At 69.6% G+C, this 17,105-nt stretch carries 14 protein-coding genes; 2 read left to right on the forward strand and 12 right to left on the reverse strand.

The annotated features are described in order from the left end of the window. Positions 1 to 34: 34 nt before the first annotated feature. Positions 35 to 1,744, forward strand: coding sequence for a tetratricopeptide repeat protein (locus tag QSG27_RS05210; protein WP_306704077.1), 1,710 nt, complete (start codon positions 35 to 37; stop codon positions 1,742 to 1,744). Between the two features lie 13 nt (positions 1,745 to 1,757). Here the strand turns inward: QSG27_RS05210 and QSG27_RS05215 are convergent, their stop codons facing one another. From QSG27_RS05215 to QSG27_RS05245, 7 genes are all read right to left on the reverse strand, one after another. Then, on the reverse strand, positions 1,758 to 2,609 hold the full coding sequence (locus QSG27_RS05215) for a GNAT family N-acetyltransferase (RefSeq protein WP_306704078.1): 852 nt from the start codon (positions 2,607 to 2,609) through the stop codon (positions 1,758 to 1,760). A 28-nt stretch (positions 2,610 to 2,637) separates the two neighbouring features. Further along, on the reverse strand, positions 2,638 to 3,504 hold the full coding sequence (rfbA, locus tag QSG27_RS05220; protein ID WP_306704079.1) for a glucose-1-phosphate thymidylyltransferase RfbA: 867 nt from the start codon (positions 3,502 to 3,504) through the stop codon (positions 2,638 to 2,640). Further along, positions 3,501 to 4,430, reverse strand: coding sequence for a dTDP-4-dehydrorhamnose reductase (gene rfbD, locus QSG27_RS05225; RefSeq protein ID WP_306704080.1), 930 nt, complete (start codon positions 4,428 to 4,430; stop codon positions 3,501 to 3,503). The genes rfbA and rfbD overlap by 4 nt, the downstream gene beginning before the upstream one ends. Next, on the reverse strand, positions 4,423 to 5,496 hold the full coding sequence (rfbB, locus tag QSG27_RS05230) for a dTDP-glucose 4,6-dehydratase (RefSeq protein WP_306704081.1): 1,074 nt from the start codon (positions 5,494 to 5,496) through the stop codon (positions 4,423 to 4,425). The genes rfbD and rfbB overlap by 8 nt, the downstream gene beginning before the upstream one ends. Before the next feature lie 87 nt (positions 5,497 to 5,583). Further along, the gene (rfbC, locus tag QSG27_RS05235) at positions 5,584 to 6,162 is read right to left on the reverse strand and encodes a dTDP-4-dehydrorhamnose 3,5-epimerase (RefSeq protein ID WP_456062061.1); all 579 of its coding nucleotides are present in this window, start codon (positions 6,160 to 6,162) and stop codon (positions 5,584 to 5,586) included. 210 nt (positions 6,163 to 6,372) lie between these two features. Continuing rightward, positions 6,373 to 8,055 (reverse strand): glycosyltransferase family 4 protein, encoded by a 1,683-nt coding sequence (locus QSG27_RS05240; protein WP_306704083.1) that lies wholly within the window; start codon positions 8,053 to 8,055, stop codon positions 6,373 to 6,375. Positions 8,056 to 8,167: 112 nt separating this feature from the next. Beyond that, a complete protein-coding gene (locus QSG27_RS05245; protein WP_306704084.1) occupies positions 8,168 to 9,928 on the reverse strand; it encodes a M10 family metallopeptidase in 1,761 nt (586 codons plus the stop codon). A 415-nt stretch (positions 9,929 to 10,343) separates the two neighbouring features. Here QSG27_RS05245 and QSG27_RS05250 point away from each other — a divergent pair, with 415 nt between their 5' ends. After that, on the forward strand, positions 10,344 to 11,465 hold the full coding sequence (locus tag QSG27_RS05250; protein WP_306704085.1) for an NAD(P)/FAD-dependent oxidoreductase: 1,122 nt from the start codon (positions 10,344 to 10,346) through the stop codon (positions 11,463 to 11,465). Between the two features lie 11 nt (positions 11,466 to 11,476). Here the strand turns inward: QSG27_RS05250 and gmhA are convergent, their stop codons facing one another. The 5 genes from gmhA to QSG27_RS05275 form a co-directional block, all read right to left on the reverse strand. Continuing rightward, positions 11,477 to 12,052 carry a D-sedoheptulose 7-phosphate isomerase gene (gene gmhA / locus QSG27_RS05255; protein WP_306704086.1) on the reverse strand — a complete coding sequence of 192 codons (576 nt, stop codon included), beginning with the start codon at positions 12,050 to 12,052 and terminating at the stop codon, positions 11,477 to 11,479. A gap of 87 nt (positions 12,053 to 12,139) precedes the next feature. Continuing rightward, the gene (locus tag QSG27_RS05260; RefSeq protein WP_306704087.1) at positions 12,140 to 13,693 is read right to left on the reverse strand and encodes a class I SAM-dependent methyltransferase; all 1,554 of its coding nucleotides are present in this window, start codon (positions 13,691 to 13,693) and stop codon (positions 12,140 to 12,142) included. Beyond that, positions 13,690 to 14,937, reverse strand: coding sequence for a glycosyltransferase family 4 protein (locus tag QSG27_RS05265; RefSeq protein WP_306704088.1), 1,248 nt, complete (start codon positions 14,935 to 14,937; stop codon positions 13,690 to 13,692). The genes QSG27_RS05260 and QSG27_RS05265 overlap by 4 nt, the downstream gene beginning before the upstream one ends. A 70-nt stretch (positions 14,938 to 15,007) precedes the next feature. Then, positions 15,008 to 15,619: a class I SAM-dependent methyltransferase gene (locus tag QSG27_RS05270; protein ID WP_306704089.1), complete on the reverse strand. Its 612-nt coding sequence runs from the start codon at positions 15,617 to 15,619 to the stop codon at positions 15,008 to 15,010. Positions 15,620 to 15,639: 20 nt separating this feature from the next. After that, the coding region (locus QSG27_RS05275) for a glycosyltransferase (RefSeq protein WP_326522681.1) at positions 15,640 to 17,105 on the reverse strand (1,466 nt) is incomplete at its 5' end.

Genomic DNA, 17,105 nt, shown 5'->3' on the forward strand with positions numbered 1-17,105 from the left:
GAAAGCCGGGATCGAGGGAAAGGGTGTGAGGCCGATGCGCAACCTCATCAAAGCCGCGGGGCGGCTGTTCGGCTCCACGTCGCCGGACGACGATTACGAGCGCGGGGTCAAGGCGCACGATCGGGAGGACTACAAGGCGGCGCTCGAAGCGTGGCTGCCGGCGGCGAAGGCCGACCACGCCGCCGCGCAGTACCGCCTTGGCCGCCTGTACGATCTGGGGAAAGGCGTGGTGCGCAACGCCGTGGACGCGGTCGGCTGGTACCGGCGTGCGGCCGACCAGGGGCATGGGGAGGCCCAGGCCCGGCTGGCCGAGATCTATTATTACGGATGCGGTCAACCCAAGGGGATCGTGCCGACCGACGAGGCGCTGTCCGTTCTCTTCCCCAACGGCTTGACGATCGAGCAGGACTACAAGGAAGCGCTGCGCTGGGCGCGGGCCGCCGCCGAGGGCGGCGTCGTCGGCGCCCAAGCCATGCTCGGCTACATGTACGCTTCCGGTTTCGGCATCGCCCCCGATTATGCGGAGGCGGAGCGCTGGTACCGTACCGCTGCCGAACAGGGGAATGCGGCGGCCCAGCTCGGGCTGGGAACCCTGCTGGGTGGCGGCTACAGTGGCCCCCCCGATCCCGTCGAGGCGCACAAGTGGTTCCGCAAGGCGGCGGAGCAGAAGAACGTCATGGCCTGGTACTACATCGGCACCCAGTACGCTGCGGGGCTGGGCGTCGAACAGGATCATGCCGAGGCGGCCAACTGGTTCCGCAAGGCGGCGGAGGCCGGTGCCGCGGCCGCGCAAAGGGCGATCGGCCTGCTCTACGCGCGCGGGCTGGGCGTGCCCGCCGATCCACACCTCGCGGAGACCTGGCTGCGCAAGGCCGCCGTGCAGGGCGACGCGGAAGCGATGCTGCAGCTTGGCCACCTGAACAGCCGGGGCGGCGGTATGCAGCCCAATCTGTTCGACGCCGCGACCTGGTACCGCGCGGCGGGAGAGCTTGGCCACCGCGAGGCCCAGAAGATCATCTCCCAAATGTATTTCACCGGATCGGGCGTGCCGCGCGACGAGATGGAAGCCGCCCGCTGGCTGGAGCGGGCGGCCGGGCAGGGCGACCCTCAGGCGCAGTTGCGTATCGGCACCTTCTACGCCGAAGGGCGCGGCGTGACCCGTGATTACGACCGGGCGCTCGACTGGTTCCGCCGGGCCGCCGACCAGGGCAACACCGATGCGGTTTACAACATCGGCATGTTGCACAGCCTGGGTCTGGGCGTTCCGCGCGACCCGGTGGGCGCGATCCAGTGGCTGGAGCGCGCGGCGGGTCAGGGCAGTGTGCTGGCCCAGTTCCGCCTGGGGGCGGCGCTCGCGGCCGGCGACGGCGTGCCGCAGGATTATGCCGCTGCCGCCCTGTGGTCGCTGAAGGCTGCCGAACAGGGCCATACCGGCGCCATGGTCAATCTGGGCCGTTTCCGCATGCAGGGTCTCGGCGGGGAGCGCGACATCGTGGAAGCGATCCGCTGGCTGACCGCCGCCGCCGATCAGAAGGAGCCGGCGGCGATGACGGCGCTTGGCGAATTGTACGGCCATTGGAGCGATCGCAAGGACTTCATGCAGGCCCGCGCCTGGCTGGAGCGGGGGGCGGCGCTCGGCGATGAGCGCGCCAAGGCGCTGATGGAACGGTTGCCGGTTCCCTCGCCGTCCAATGCATCCGAACCCAACACCGGGGACCGGCCGCGCGCCGCCGGCGAAGCCTGACCGTTCCGCGCGCTTACAGGACGAGGATGACGCCGCCCCGCGGAGCGCCGCGCGGCGGCAGGGGCAGCGCCATGTGGCGGTGGATCTCGCCCGTGGCCGGATGCACAACGGCCCCGAGGTCGGCGTAGCCCAGTTTGCGGTACAGGGCCAAGGCACGGGCGTTGTGCGGCAGGACCGCCAGATCCAGCCGGACGCCGCGCCCGGTCGCCCAGCCTTCCGCCGCCCGCATCAAGGCATGGCCCAGGCCGTGGCCGTGGACATCCGGGTGAAGCTCGATGCCCAGGGCGAGCCCGCCCGACCCCGGTGCTGCCGGCCAGTCCGGCCCGATCCGGCAATGCCCGACAAGACGCCCGTTCCGTTCCGCCACCAGCCAGCCGCGCTCCGCTCCGTCCCGTCCGGGCGTGGCGAGCCAGGAGCGGATGGTCTCGGCGTCCGGCACGGCGGAGACGCAACCGCCTTGCAGACGGACCATGCCGGCCAGCAAATCGTGCAGCCGTTCCACATCGCCGCTTTCCGGGTGCACGGCGCGAAGCGTGACGGGGCCGAGCGCGGGGATGGCGCGGCGCGGGGCGCCGCTCAGGCGAAGGTCGGGGAAACCGTGCAGCCGCACGTCCACATCATGCTCGCGCGCCGCGAGCGCGTCGGGAACCGCCAGGGCGAAACCGTAGCGCCCGTCCCCCTTGCCGGCGGCTTGCAGGTCGCCGCGGTCTCGGTCGGCCAGCGTGTCCAGCCGCAGGACGTTCCCGGAGCCGGCGTCCAGCAGGAGTGACAGGCGCAGCCGCCGGGCGGGATCGGCTGGCAGCCACGCCCATCCCGTCACCCACGGGCCGACGCTTTCGAGGAAGCCTTCGACGCACACCGTCATGGTGTGTGCTCCGGCGCCCGGACAGCGGCTACTCGATCAGCAGGTTCAGCAGGTAGCTGCCGTAGCCGCTCTTGGCGAGCGGGCGGGCGATGCGGGCGAGCTGTTCGCCGTCGATGAAGCCCTTGCGCCAGGCGATCTCCTCCGGCGAGGCGATCTTCAGGCCCTGGCGGGCCTCGATGGTCTGAACGAACTCCGCGGCCTGAAGCAGGGACTGGTGCGTGCCGGTGTCGAACCAGGCGTAGCCGCGGCCCAGCTTTTCCACCGCCAGGCGGCGCTGTTCGAGATAGACGTTGTTCAGGTCGGTGATCTCAAGCTCGCCGCGCGGCGAAGGCTTGATCGTCGCGGCGATGTCCAGGACGCTGTTGTCGTAGAAATAAAGGCCGGTGACCGCGTAGTTGGACTTCGGCTGGGCCGGCTTTTCCTCGATGGCGTTGGGGCGGCCCTCGGCGTCGAAGCTGACCACGCCGTAGCGTTCCGGGTCGCGCACATGGTAGCCGAAGACGGTCGCCCCGTCCGTCCGTCCGGCGGCGCGGACCAGGGCCGGCTCCAGATCGTGACCGAAGAAGATGTTGTCGCCCAGGATCAGGCAGACGCCATCCGAGCCGACGAACTCCCGTCCGATGATGAAGGCCTGGGCCAGCCCCTCGGGCTTCGGCTGCTCGGCGTAGGTGAGCGAAATGCCCCACTGGCTGCCGTCGCCCAGAAGGCGCTGGAACTGCTCCTGGTCCTGCGGCGTGGTGATGATCAGGATGTCGCGGATGCCGGCCAGCATCAGCGTCGACAGCGGATAATAGATCATCGGCTTGTCGAACACCGGCAGGAGCTGTTTGCTGGTCACCTGCGTCAGCGGATAAAGCCGCGTGCCGGACCCGCCGGCCAGAATGATGCCCTTCATGCCTTCGTTCCCACGCCCTGGGTTTCGTCGAGAATGTCGTCCAGCACCCGGTCGAGGCCGGTCATCCAGTCCGCCGGCGGAATGCCGTAGGCCTGGCCGAGACGCGCGGTGTCGAGGACGGAATTGGCGGGCCGCCGGGCCGGTGTCGGGAAATCGGCGGTCGTGATGGCGGTCACGGTCGGACGGCGCCCGATGCGGTCGGCGGCGCGTTCGACGATGCGGTTGGCGAAGCCGTGCCAGGTGGTGGCCGGCGCTCCGCCGTAATGGAAGGTGCCGGGCGTCCAGCCCCCGCCGCCCAGCCGCGCCTGCGCGATGGCGGCGATGGCCGCGGCGATGGCCGCCGCCGGGGTGGGGCAGCCGTGCTGGTCGGCGACGACCCGCAGCTCGTCCCGCTCACGGGCCAGCCGCAGCATGGTCTTGACGAAATTGTGCCCGTGCGCCCCGAACACCCAGGCGGTGCGCAGAATCACATGGTCGGGCTGGGCGTTCCGCACGGCCTCCTCGCCGGCCAGCTTGCTGGCGGCGTAGACACCCTGCGGGGCGACCGGATCGTCCTCGCTCCAGGGGGTGGTCTTGCTGGTCCCGTCGAAGACATAGTCGGTGGAGATGTGGATCAGCGGCACCCCGGCGGCGGCGCAGGCGCGGGCCAGATTGGCCGGGCCGTCGCGGTTGACCGCGAAGGCCGCGTCCCGTTCGCTCTCCGCCTTGTCCACCGCGGTGTAGGCCGAGGCGTTGACGACCAGTGCCGGGCCGTGGGCGGCGATGGCCGCGGCCACCGCCTGCGCGTCGGTGACGTCGCCGGACGCACGGTCCAGCCCCACGGCGCTCAGACCCGGAGCCCAGGCGGCGCGCAGCAGCTCGAAGCCGACCTGGCCGTTGGCACCGAAAACGAGAACGGTCCGGGTGTGGGATGCGGACTCAGCCATGGGTGCCTTCGGCGGCGGGGGCCACGCCGAGACGCTGGCCGGCGTAGCCGGCGGACAGACGCTCCCACCAGGCGCGGTTGTCCAGATACCAGGCGACCGTGCGACGGATGCCGGTCTCGAAGGTCTCGGCGGGCGTCCAGCCCAGCTCGGTCTTCAGCTTGGTGGCGTCGATGGCGTAGCGGTGGTCGTGGCCGGGCCGGTCGGTGACGTGGGTGATGAGCCCCCGCCGCGGGCCGCCGGGCAGCGGGCCGGCCAGTTCGTCCACCAGATCACAGATGGCGTGCACCACGTCGATGTTGCGGCGCTCGCTGTCGCCGCCGACGTTGTAGCTCTCGCCCAGCCGCCCGGTGGTCAGGATGGTCCACAGCGCCGAAGCGTGGTCGTCCACATACAGCCAGTCGCGCACGTTCAGGCCGCTGCCGTAGACCGGCAGGGGCTGGCCCTGCAACGCCTTCAGCGTCATCAGCGGGATCAGCTTTTCCGGAAACTGCCAGGTGCCGTAGTTGTTCGAGCAGTTGCTGGCCACCGTCGGCAACCCGTAGGTCTCGTGCCAGGCGCGCACGAAATGGTCGGACGCCGCCTTGCTGGCCGAATAGGGGGAATTGGGCGCGTAGGGCGTGGTCTCCGAGAAGCGCCCGTCGTCGCCCAGCGTGCCGAACACCTCGTCGGTGGAGACGTGGTGGAAGCGGAAGGCGGTCTTCGCCTCGCCCTCCAGCCCGCGCCAATAGTCGAGCGAGACGCGCAGCAGGGTGACGGTGCCGACGACGTTGGTCTGCACGAAGGCCATCGGGCCGTCGATGGAACGGTCCACATGGGTTTCCGCCGCCAGATGGATGACCGCCGTGGGGCGATGATCGGCGAAGACGCGGCGCAGTTCCGCCTCGTCGCAGATGTCCACCTGTTCGAAGGCGTAGCGCGGGTTCCCCGCGAAGGGAGCCAGGCTTTCCAGATCCGCGGCGTAGGTGAGTTTGTCTACGTTGACGACCGAGGCCGTCGTGTTCGCCAGGACCCAGCGGATGAAGGCCGAGCCGATGAAGCCCGCACCGCCCGTCACCAATATGCGCATACCATTCCCCCTGCTGCGCTTTCAAAAGCGCCATCGAACCGTCAGAAAAGAACCGTCAAGAACTTCGGCACCGGACGAACGCCGGTGTCATGCAGGCCGCATGTCGAACAGATCCGTCGCGTCCGCCAGCCGCGGCGCCACCGCGTCCTTGTCCGAAACCGACGCGCCGGCCAGGGCCGGCCAGTCGATCCCGAGCGCCGGATCGTTCCAGAGAATCGCCCGCTCGCACTCCTTCGAATAGGGAGCGTCGACCTTGTAGGCGACCGTGGTGTCCGGCTCCAGCGTGCAGAAGCCGTGCGCGAAGCCGGCCGGAATGAAGAGCTGTTCCAGCCCGCCGGCGGTCAGTTCCACCGCAATGTGCTGCCCGAAGGTCGGCGACCCGCGGCGGACGTCCACCGCCACGTCCAGGATGCGTCCGGTCAGCACCCGGATCAGCTTGGTCTGCGCAAAGGGATCGAGCTGGTAATGCAGGCCGCGCACCGTGCCCGGCGTGGCGGACAGGGATTGGTTGTCCTGGACCCAGCGCCGTTCCAGGCCGTTCAGGGCGAAAGCCTGCTCGTTCCAGGTTTCGACGAAATATCCCCGCGCATCGCCGAACCGCTTCGGCACAACCAGTCGGACATCGGATAGCGGGGTTGACGTTACCTGCATAGGGAAGGATTCCATCGATCAGAAAGCCCCGCGCAGCGAGGCTGAGGGGGTTCCAAGCGCTTCGCCGCGGTTGGTGAAGCGACGTGCCAGCATGGGCGGACCATCGGTTGCATCGATTGTTTCGTCAGGATGCCCGCCGTCGACAAAAACAAGTGGAATAGTCCACTCTTTAGCGCAAACCCCTGTTGCGTCGCAAGGGAAAGCGGGCTGAATCCCGTGCATAACTTAGGATATTGTCCCCTGTGCTAATCCAGCTTCGTGAACGAAGCCGTACTTCATCAGGTGGACGAGGCTGCGCAGCAGCAGCAGGCGGCGCTCCTCCGGCACCAGGGTCAGGATCCCGGAAACCGGGCGGCCGGGCGGATCCAGGGCTTCCAGCACCAGCAGGAGGTCGGTGGCCGGAGACACGGTGCCGCCGCGTGCCGTGGAGTTCAGCGGGTCGGCGTGCAGCGCCGCCAGGGCATCGGCGATCCCCGCGCGGGCGAGGCCGCCGGCCCGCAGCAGCCGCGTGGACGGGGACAGGTGGCGCGTCGGGTAGGATTCGAACATCCGCAGCGGATCGGGGCGCAGCGGGTTGCCGTCGCGGTCGGGGCGGCGCGGGGCGCGTTCCGCGGCGTGGTTGCGGATCTCCGCCAGTTGGCGCCAGACGTCGAGATACTGCGGGATGATCGCCTTCCAGTCGAACATGGCGATGGCGCGGGCGCGCCCGGCCTCGCCCATGCGCCGCCGCAGCGCGGGGTCCGCGGCCAGCCGCGCGTAGGCGTCCGCCGCCGCCGCCACGTCGACGGCGGTCACCTGCGAGACGCGCCCGATGAAGTAGTCGTAGGTGTCCAGCCCGGCGGCGTAGCGGTCGGCGAAGTCGGGCCCGGTGCCCGGCGGCGGCAGGATGGTGGGAATCCGGAATCCGTCCACCCCGTCGCGCACCGTCTCGCGGTAGCCGTTCCAGTCGGTGATGACGCAAGGCAGCCCCGCCGCCATGGCCTCCACCGGGGTGATGCCGAAGGTTTCCTGCACGTTGTCCACCAGCGAGGTGAACAGGTCGGCGGCGGCCCAGATGCGGGTCCGCACCTCCGGCTTGCGGCCGTCCAGGAAGATGGCGTTGACGCTGGGGCAGTATCGCCGGGCCCCCTGGGTGAAGGCGGTGCCGATGGCGTCGTTGCCGAACCAGCCGGCCTGGATCAGGTGGAACCGCTTGCCGGTCCGCCGGGCGGCCTCCTCCAGCGCCAGATACATGGCGATCGGGTGCGCCTTGGCGTGGAAGCTGAGGCGCCCCATGAACAGCACCGCGACATCCTCCTCGCCGATGCCCAGCGCCGCGCGCTCCGCGCTGCGGGTCGCCGGGTCGAAGCGGAAGGCGCCCGTGTCCACGCCGAGCGGGATCACCGGCAGATGCGGCATCGGCACCTCGGCGGCGCCGAGCCGGTCGCGCAGATACTCCGCGTAGGGCGCAAGGACCGCCTCCACCGAGGCGCGGGCCGCCCAGGAGGTGCAGATCACCGCATCCCACGGCTGCACCGGCGCGGTGGCCAGGGCGCCCAGGGCATGCGGCGATTCCGAGGTCGTGTGGGTGATGCCGCACAGGCTGTAGCCCCGCTGGTCGCGGGACCGGCGCCGCCAGGCGAACTGGTCGATGCCCGGCCCCGGCACGAACAGGCACCCCAGGCGGGCCAGCCGCGACGGTTCGCCGGTCGGGTAGAGCGCCACCTCCCGCCCCGGAGCGTGGCGGGCGGCGAGATCGGCGAACAGCCGCGCCTGCTCCGGCCCGTCGGCGTGGCAGGCGAAACCGTTCAGGCCGGAGTGCCGGAAGAAACCGACGAGGAAGGATTCGCCCGCCACATGGCGGCCCTTCAGGTCCGCCCGTGCGGTTTCGTAACCGTCGGGATGGAAATAGATGGCGGCGTTGGACACGGGTGGTCGGGTCCTCGGGCGGTTGTGAAGACGCTGGTCGGGCAATGCCGGCGGGAGAGTACCCGCCCGGCCTTGTCAGAGCAACGCGCCCGAACGGACGCCCGCACTCCGTTCAACCGGTCAGCCAGACCGCCAGATAATCGGTGCCGTTCACCGTGCCGGGCATCGTCGTCAGGGACCCCACGGATTTGCCGCTCAGCGTCAGGCTGGCGTCGGTATGGCCGTTGCCGTCGAGGTCGATGTGGGCCGTGGCGCCCGTGAATCCGCCGGCTCCGTCCATCTCCGTCCAGGTGAGGGCCGATTGCCCCGGCTGCCAGCCCCAGACGGTGACGATCTCCCCCGCCTCCAGGTCGGTCACGGTGGACCAGACCGGTTCGCCCGAGCGGGCGTCGAGGAAGAAGGTGTCCTGCCCGGCGCCGCCGGTGAGGAAGTTCGACCCCGTGCCGCCGTCCAGCACGTCGTCGCCGGCCCCGCCGTCGATGGCGTCCATGCCGCTCCGGCTGTTGATGAAGTCGTTCCCGTTTCCGCCGACGATCGCCTCGCCGTCGTCGCTGCCGATCAACTGCCATTGCAGGGTCTGGACCGGGCCGGAGTAGGTCGAGGCCTCCTGAAGGATCTGCGTTCCCGACACGCTGCTGACCACACCGAAGAAGGTGCTGGCCACCGTGCCGGGGGTGGCGTCGCGGCTCAGCGCCAGGGTCATGTCGCCGAAGGACAGATGCTCGATGCTGCGCAGGGTGTTGGTCCCCTGCGGGCCGTCCACCATCACCTCGCCCGCCCCGGTGTGGCGGATGGTGTAGGAGGAAGGCGCCCCCTCGAACACCGCCGTGTCGAACCCGTCGCCGCCGTCCAGCAGGTTGTTTCCGGTCCCCCCGCTCAGGGTGTCGTTTCCGGCCCCGCCGAACAGGGCGTTGTCCAGCGCGTTGCCGATCAGGGCGTCGTTTCCCGATCCACCGATGGCGTTCTCGATCCAGCAGTCGTAGGCGATGCCCAGCGTCCGGGATTCCATGGAGAAGCCGGCCCTCCAGGCCGGTCCCAGGTCGCTGTAGGAGCCGGGGCGCAGGTCGATCCGGGCGTCGCTGGTCTGGTTGGCCCAGCTGATGGTGTCGTTGCCGCCGCCGTCCCAGATGGTTTCGAAGATCGCCTGTCCCGGCTGCCAGGAATAGACGGTGTCCCCGGCGTTGGTGGACATGTTGGCGCCGTACAGATACTGGATGGCGGCGATGTCGCTGACCATGGGGGTGGTGGGGAAGCGGTCCTGCCAATAGCCCATCTCCGGAGACGCCCCGGGATAGGAGCGGTAGCTCATCGTGCTGTGGAGCTGGGAGTCGATGCCCGTGGGGGCGGCCGGGAAAGCCCCGTATTCCTCGTGCAGGTGCTTCAGGCCGAAGGCGTGTCCGATCTCGTGGACGATGGTCTGGTGGATGTAGGAGCCGGATGCCCAGGACAGGGACGGGTCGGCGAAGAGCTTGCCGAACCAGATGTCGCCGGCTTCCGGCAGATCCACCACCGGCAGGACCGTGTAGGCGGTCGCCGGCGCGTTGCTTCCGCCGAAGCGGATGTCGCCGCAGGACAGGGCGCTGTCGGTGACCTCGGTGCAGGTGATGTTCGCGACCGCCGTCCAGGTCCCGATCGCCTGGCGAATCGCCGCCTGGGCCGTTCCGGACAGGGTCCAGACGCTTCCCGGGTCCGGCGTCAGATAGCCGTCCCGATAGGCCGACAGGCCGGCGACACCGAAAGAATAGGTCAGGGAAACGCCGTTCCCGGGTTGACTCTCCGCACCCCATTTGTACCCGGCGAGCAATGAATCGATTTGAATGCGCCCGCTTCCGGCGATTTCGGATACGGGAACCACGTAATCCGGTGTGCTCATCGCTGCCACCTTCGAATAAAAGAGGGCCTGTTTGTGAAAACAGCTCTTCAATTCAGAAATGAGTGGCATGCATTCAATGAATGCCGAAGAATTATCGACCAAATCAACTCATAGCGTCAAAAAAGTAAGTCAACAGAATCAATTTTATCATGTGGTTATTTTTTGATGTCCCGGGTCTTAATGCGAGCGTGCGGATGAATCCAGAGGGTGACGTTTTCTGGTCTGGCCTTGCCCGACCGGACGCCTCTTGCGGGGCGGCGGGCCTAAGGGGAGTGGTCCATCCGGGGATGCCGCGTCTCCATCCCTCTTGCGCATCCCTCTTGCGCATCCCTCTTGCGTGCCCGGCTGCTTTTGCGGCCTTGTTGGCCTTGAGGAAGCCTTTGGATCAGCCCTTTTGAAGGACCGGAGAGGAACGATGGAGCGGGTGGACTGCGTGGTGGCCGGGGCCGGGGTGATCGGGCTGGCGGTGGCCCGGCGGCTGGCCCGCGCCGGGCGGGAGGTGGTGGTTCTGGAGGCGGCGGACGCCATCGGCACCGGCACCAGCTCGCGCAACTCGGAGGTCATCCACGCGGGCATCTACTACCCCACGGGCAGCCTGCGGGCGCGCCTGTGCGTGGCCGGGCGGGACGCGCTCTATGCCTACTGCGCGGCGCATGGGGTGGAGCACGCCCGCATCGGCAAGCTGATCGTCGCCACGGAGGAGGCCCAGCTGCCCCGGCTGGAGGCCATCCGCGCCCAGGCCGCCGCCAATGGGGTGGACGATCTCGTGGCCCTCTCGGCGTCCGAGGCGATGGCGCTGGAACCGAACCTGCGCTGCGTGGGCGCGCTGCTGTCGCCATCGACCGGCATCATCGACAGCCACGGCCTGATGCTGGCCCTGCGGGGCGACGCGGAGGCGGCGGGCGCCATGCTGGCCTTCCTCAGCCCGCTGGAGCGCGTCCACCGCGGCGCGGACGGCTTCGAACTGGAGGTCGGCGGGGCGGAGCCGATGCGCATCGCCTGCGGGACGCTGGTCAACGCCGCCGGGCTGGGGGCCTGGGGCGTCGCCCGGGGGCTGGAGGGTTTCCCGGCGGGGCATGTGCCGCCGCGGGTGCTGGCCAAGGGCAACTACTACGCGCTGGGGCAGGGGCGCTCACCCTTCGCACGGCTGGTCTATCCGGTGCCGGTGGAAGGCGGGCTGGGCGTCCACCTGACGCTGGATCTGGCCGGGCAGGCCCGTTTCGGCCCGGACGTGGAGTGGCTGGCCCCCGCGGATTACGACCGGCTCGACTACCGGGTCGACCCGAGACGGGCCGACGGCTTCTACGGCGAGGTGCGGCGCTATTGGCCGGGTCTGCCCGACGGCGCCCTGGTTCCGGCCTATTCCGGCGTCCGCCCGAAGCTGAGCGGCCCCGGCCAGCCGCAGGCCGACTTCCTGATCCAGGGGCCGGAGACGCACGGGGTGCCGGGCCTGGTCAACCTGTTCGGCATGGAATCGCCGGGCCTGACCTCCTGCCTCGCCATCGCCGACGCGGTGGCGGAACGGCTGGGCGGCTGACGGCGGCGGGGTCAGACGAAGGCGTTCTCGACCAGTTCGCACAGCATGTGGCCGGCGGCGATGTGCATTTCCTGGATGCGCGGGGTGTCGGTGGAGGGCACGCACAGGCAGACGTCGCACAGCTCCTTCATCCGCCCGCCGGCGGCGCCGGTCAGCCCGACGGTGCGCATGCCGAGCGCGCGCGCGGCTTCCAGGGCGGCCACCACGTTGCGGCTGTTGCCGCTGGTCGAGATGCCGACCAGCACGTCGCCGGCCCGGCCCAGGCCGCGGACCTGCCGGGTGAACACCTCGTCGTAGGAATAGTCGTTGGCGATGGCCGTCAGGGCGGAGGTGTCCACCGTCAGGGCCACCGCCGCCAGGGGGGCGCGGTCCCGCAGATAGCGCCCGGTCAGCTCCGCCGCGAGATGCTGGGAATCGGCGGCGGACCCGCCGTTGCCGCAGAACAGCACCTTGCCGCCGCCCTTCAGCCCGTCGATCATCAGCCCGGCGGCGGCTTCGATGCGGTCGGCCTGCGCGGCGAAGGCCGCAAAGTTCCGGGACGTCTCAAGCAGGGCTTCGCGGACGCGGTCGGCGGCGGAGTGGCTCATCTTCAAGTCCTGGGCTTCGGAAAACGGACGAACCATACGACGGGGCGCCGATGGGCGCCACAGCCCTTTCCGGCGCCCCGCCTTCCATCACAGGAGGCCGAGCCGCTGCCACACGGGCAGCTTCTGCGGCAGGAAATCGGCCAGCTTCGCGGCGACCAGCGGGCGCATGGCCTCGGGATCGGAGATGGGGGCCCCGTCCTCGGCGAAGATCGCGCGCCCGAGCGCGCGCAGCGCATCCGTCACGAAGCCGGCGAGCCCCTGGACGTCCACCGGCTGCCCGCCCAGAAGGCCGGCCAGGACGAGGCGTTCCAGGGAGTCGGCCCCGACGCCCAGCCCGACCACGGGAGACGCCAGGAAGAACAGGCTTTCATCGACCAGCATGCGCCCGGCGATCGCCCGGTTGAGCCGTCCGGCAGCCTCGCGTGCTTCCTCCGAAGAGTCCGCCAGGGGGTGGGCGTGGTTGGCGGAAACCAGGAGCGCCACGAAGCGGGAGATGGTGCCGAAATCGTGCCGGGCCATGTCCGGCAGCGCCGCGATCTCGCCGAGGCCCGGCGTGCCCGCGGCGAGCGCGTCGAGGATCGGCAGGCCGAGCCCCGGATCGTGGCGCAGCTCGCCCAGCGGCACCGGAACCGCCAGCCCGGCCTTCTCGCGCGGGACCATCAGCGTGAAGCGAAGCCGCCGGAGTTCCGCGGCGGTCTCCGCGGCGGACAACCGGTCCGGGCCGCGGACGAAGATGTCGCGGCGGAACACCTGATTCATGGCGAAGTCGCGCACCGTCTCCACCAGCGTCGGGTCGGCGATCTCCGCCAGGATGGTCCGCAGTTCCGGACGCACCGACAACTCGTCGAAATTGTGCGGGATGTTGGCGGAGCAGGCATAGCCCAGCTTCGCCCGCGCCATGTCCTGCGCCACCTGGGCATGGCCCAGCGGCTCCCAATGGGTGTTCAGATACTCGTGCGTCAGATAGCGGCGGTCCTGTCCCGCCATCGTGGCGAGATGCTGGCCGACGGTGGGGTTGGCGGCGAAATAGCCGGCGCCGGCCTCGTTCAGCCGGTTGACGAAGCCCAGCGCGGCGTCGAACTGCCGGTCGCTGCGGGCCGGGTTGGCCGCCGCATGGGCCAGCATCAGCTTTTGCAAGGGCAGAAGCGGCGCCCAGCCCGGCATGGCGTTGTAGCTGACGAAGACCAGCCCGCCGGGCTTCAGAGTCTTCTCCAGGATGTCCACCACCGCCCGGCGGTTCTCCGGGCTGACCCAACTGTAGACGCCGTGCAGGACGATGAAGTCGAAGCCCTCGCCGGCCTCCGCCGCCGGCAGCGCCCCGGCGGCCACCTCCTGGAAGCTCCGCTCATGGAAGGCGACGTTGGCCAGCCCGGCCTCTTCGGCCATCCGGCGCGCCCCGGCGACGTGCAGCGGGTTGAAGTCGATGCCGGTAAAGCGCCCCTGGGGATGGGTCGCCGCCAGGATGTTCAGGGTCATCCCCTGGCCGCAGCCCAGCTCGCAATAGCGGAAGGGCCGGTCGGTGCGCGGCGGGCGGACGCCGTTCAGCAGGCAGACGTAGGACAGGTAACCCGGCGTCAGCTCGCGGTAGGCACCGTGGGTGTAGGCAATGTCGGCGTTGTAGCCGTCGCTCCACGCGCTCATTTCGGGGCCCTCTCCGCGGGGTTCCGCCCGGCGATCAGGTCGTCGATGAGCGCAAGGTGGCGGGGCAGGGTGACGGTGCGGAGGTCGTAGTTCTCGACCACCGTCCGGCGCGCCCGGTCGCGCAGGGTCTGCATCCGGTCGGGATGCTCGAACACCTCGTCGATGCGGTCGGCCAGGGCCGCCCCGTCGAAGAAGTCCACCAGAAGCCCGTTCTGCCGGTCGCGCAGCACCTCTTCCACCGGAATGGTGGAGGAGCCGATCAGCAGACAGCCCGATGCCATGGCCTCCAGGAAGGACCAGGACAGCACGAAGGGATAGGTCAGGTAGACGTGGGCCGACGAGACGCGCAGCACCGACAGGAAGGTGCCGTAGGGAACCTTGCCCAGGAAATGCACCCGCTCCCGGTCGATGCCCTGCCCGACCTCGGCCAGCAGGATGTCGCGGTAGCTCCGCCCGTCGCTGGACATCTGGCCATAGCTGACCTCGTCGCCGCCGACGATCAGCACATGGGCCTTGGGCCGCCGCTTCAGGATGCCCGGCAGGGCGCGCATGAAGACGTGGAAGCCGCGGTAGGGCTCCAGGTTGCGGGCGACGTAGGTGATGACCTCGTCCTTGCGCGTCAGCGTCAGGCCCGACGGCAGGCGCAGCCATGCCTCGGGTTCCGGCCGGACGATGGCGGTGTCCACGCCCTCGTGGATCACGCTGATGCGGGCGCGCATGTAGTCGGGGTAGAGCGACCACTGCCAGCCGGTCGGGGTCTGGCCCCAGTCGGCGGCCTCGAAGCCCAGCGTGTTGATGACGTTCTTGGTGCGCACCCGCGGCCCGTCGTTCTCGATGACCGGGACCATGGGATCGAAGCCGATGTCGGCCCCTTGCCGGTGGTAGAAGAATTCGAAATAGGCGAGCAGCGGAACGTCGGGCCAGACGTCCTTCATGTACAGCGTCTCACCCCAGCCGTTGTGCCCGATCATGATGTCGGGGCGGAAGCCTTCGGCCTTCAGACGGCGGCAGACCTCGTAGACGCTCTGCCCGTAGACGACCGCCAGCTCCAGCTCCTGGATGTAGTGGTGGGTCGTCGATTTTGCCGTCCGGAAGGGCTGGTAGACGGCGCGCTCCACGCCGGGGATCTGCGCCGGGCTGTCGTGCGAGATGAAGACCACCCGGTTGCCCGGCTGGGACGCCAGATGCTGCACGATGTGCTGGTACTGGCCCGGGAAGTTCTGGTGGACGAAGAGATAGTTCATCGCGTGCCGCCGATTCCGCAGAAAAGGCCCGCCATCCGCCGCGGGCCAGGATGAGCATGGTCCCGGAGCGTCAGCCCACGGGCGGGTGCAGGGCGATGCCAAGCTCCTCCAGCACCCCGGCCGGAGCGGGCGGGCGGAAGGCCTTGACCTGCAACTCGTACGCCTCGGCCCGCCGCCAGATCGCCACCGGTTCGAACCCCGCCTCCTGCAGCAGCCGCCCCAGCAGGTTCGGGGTGAAGCCGGTGCGGTGAGCCATGAAGCGGTTTCCCGCGGCAAGCGCCGGACCGTAGCCGTAGACGACGTCCAGCGGCCGGACCGGACCCTGCCGGGAGCCGTAGAGCGGCTCGTCCAGCCGGTCCTCGGCCACCAGCTTCGCCACCGCCTGCAGGTCGGGCACGGTCAGCAGGAGCGTGCCGCCCGGCTTCAGGACGCGCAGGAACTCCCGCAGCGCCACCGAAACCTCGTGCGGGTCGAGATGCTCCAGATTGTGCGACGACCAGACCGCGTCCACCGACCCGTCGGGCACCGGGGCCATGTCCGTCATCGAGGCGACAATGTCCGGATCGACCTTCGGATCGATGTCGAGACGCAGCTCCCGCCACCCGTCCGCCGGCAGGGAGCTGCCGAGGATCGAAATGGCGCGCTGACCGCATCCGACATTGAGCACGGTCTTGATGTCCATCGGTCTGGAATCGCTCCGGATCAATAGGGGCGCTGCTTTTCGACGAAACGCAGCAGGATGCCTTCCAGGGCGTCGCCGATCGCGTCGGAGCGGCAGGGGCTGCCGCTCTGCCCGGCGGGCGAGCGGTAGCCGCTGACGAAGGCGCCCTCATAGACGCAGTCGAAGCGCTCGGCCGCGGCACCGCGCAGACGGATCGAGAAGCCGATCAGCGGCGTGCCCAGGCCGCGGCTGCCGCACATGCCGCCGCCGGTGATCCAGGGGGTTTCCCAGCCGTTGGCGGTCAGGCCCTTGTACTCCAGATCCTCCGGAGCGATGCCCTCGACCGGGGTGATCGAGAAGGCTTCGATCCACAGCCGCTGCCCGACGGCGCCGGCCCAGGTGGAATCCGCGAAGCGCAGGTCGCCCTGGCGCTGGACGTGGGCCAGGATCTCGGCACGCGGGCGGACGGCGGACGGGGCCTGCACCGGAGCCGGAATGGGAGCGCTCTGCACCGGCGCGGCGACCGGCGCCGGGGCGGCGGCGGCCTGCTGGGTCCCCGGCGTGTCGTCGATGCGGGAGAACTGGAGCGACAGGAGCGCGTTCGGGCGGTCGACGTGCTTGTAGGAAGACAGAATCACGGTCGCAGGGCCGCCCGACACTTTGATGATGATGGTGTCGCCCGGCTTGCTCAGCCAGTTGCCCGGCACGCTGCCGATCATCTCGACGCTGCTGCCGGCATGGTTGCCGGGGGACGGCGCGAGCTGGACGCTGGGCAGGGGGAACTCGCCCGCCGCCGCCGCCCCGCCGCCGTTCGTGACGATCAGGGAATAGAAGCCGGGCGCCAGGGCCAAGGTCTGGGCCGTTGCCTTGATCTGAATGGATTGTTGGGCTTCTGCGGACGCAACGCTGCCGATCATCGACGACCCCCCGTGGAACTGGAAAATTGAACAGCAGCCGTCCGGACCATCCGAATCCACCGCTGGAACGCTTGGCCTGTAATCTGGCCGAAAGGAAGAAGATTGTCCGATTGCTACGCCATGCGGCGTATGAGCGTCAAGAATGCCCAGGAGCGTGTCGTTGATTGTCGCAGGCTCCAGCGATGGTGGCAGCAAATGGCCGCCGCCTTGCTGCCGGATGCGTTCGGACATCGCCCCCAGATCGAAGGCCGCCACCTCCAGCCCGGCCTTCCAGGCGGTGGACAGGGCGTAGCACCAGGTCTCCGGCGAGATCGAGGGAAGGAAGGCGATGTCCGCCTCCTGCGCCCGCACCAGGGCGACCGCCTCCTCCTCCGTGAAGCGGCCGGTGACGAAGCCGTGCCCCGTCTCGAACAGGGGCGGGTCCTCCTCGCTGAAGCCGACGACCACGAATTCCAGCGGCAGGCCACGCGCCGCGGCGTCGCGGGCGCAGGCCAGCAGAACCTCGTAGCCCTTCTGGATGCCGACCGCGCCGATCGTGCAGACGCGCCACCGGCGGTCCGGGCCGCGCGGCGGGCGGGCGGCGGCGGGCG

It is taken from the genome of Azospirillum isscasi (genome assembly GCF_030849505.1).
GTDB classification, from domain to species: domain Bacteria; phylum Pseudomonadota; class Alphaproteobacteria; order Azospirillales; family Azospirillaceae; genus Azospirillum; species Azospirillum isscasi.

What these genes read in the sequence shown, in the direction of transcription:
- QSG27_RS05210 (WP_306704077.1), top strand. Translation starts at nt 35, where the DNA reads ATGCGCAACCTCATCAAAGCCGCGGGGCGGCTGTTCGGCTCCACGTCG.
- QSG27_RS05215 (WP_306704078.1), bottom strand. Translation starts at nt 2,609, where the DNA reads ATGACGGTGTGCGTCGAAGGCTTCCTCGAAAGCGTCGGCCCGTGGGTG.
- rfbA (WP_306704079.1), bottom strand. Translation starts at nt 3,504, where the DNA reads ATGAAGGGCATCATTCTGGCCGGCGGGTCCGGCACGCGGCTTTATCCG.
- rfbD (WP_306704080.1), bottom strand. Translation starts at nt 4,430, where the DNA reads ATGGCTGAGTCCGCATCCCACACCCGGACCGTTCTCGTTTTCGGTGCC.
- rfbB (WP_306704081.1), bottom strand. Translation starts at nt 5,496, where the DNA reads ATGCGCATATTGGTGACGGGCGGTGCGGGCTTCATCGGCTCGGCCTTC.
- rfbC (WP_456062061.1), bottom strand. Translation starts at nt 6,162, where the DNA reads ATGGAATCCTTCCCTATGCAGGTAACGTCAACCCCGCTATCCGATGTC.
- QSG27_RS05245 (WP_306704084.1), bottom strand. Translation starts at nt 9,928, where the DNA reads ATGAGCACACCGGATTACGTGGTTCCCGTATCCGAAATCGCCGGAAGC.
- QSG27_RS05250 (WP_306704085.1), top strand. Translation starts at nt 10,344, where the DNA reads ATGGAGCGGGTGGACTGCGTGGTGGCCGGGGCCGGGGTGATCGGGCTG.
- gmhA (WP_306704086.1), bottom strand. Translation starts at nt 12,052, where the DNA reads ATGAGCCACTCCGCCGCCGACCGCGTCCGCGAAGCCCTGCTTGAGACG.
- QSG27_RS05260 (WP_306704087.1), bottom strand. Translation starts at nt 13,693, where the DNA reads ATGAGCGCGTGGAGCGACGGCTACAACGCCGACATTGCCTACACCCAC.
- QSG27_RS05265 (WP_306704088.1), bottom strand. Translation starts at nt 14,937, where the DNA reads ATGAACTATCTCTTCGTCCACCAGAACTTCCCGGGCCAGTACCAGCAC.
- QSG27_RS05270 (WP_306704089.1), bottom strand. Translation starts at nt 15,619, where the DNA reads ATGGACATCAAGACCGTGCTCAATGTCGGATGCGGTCAGCGCGCCATT.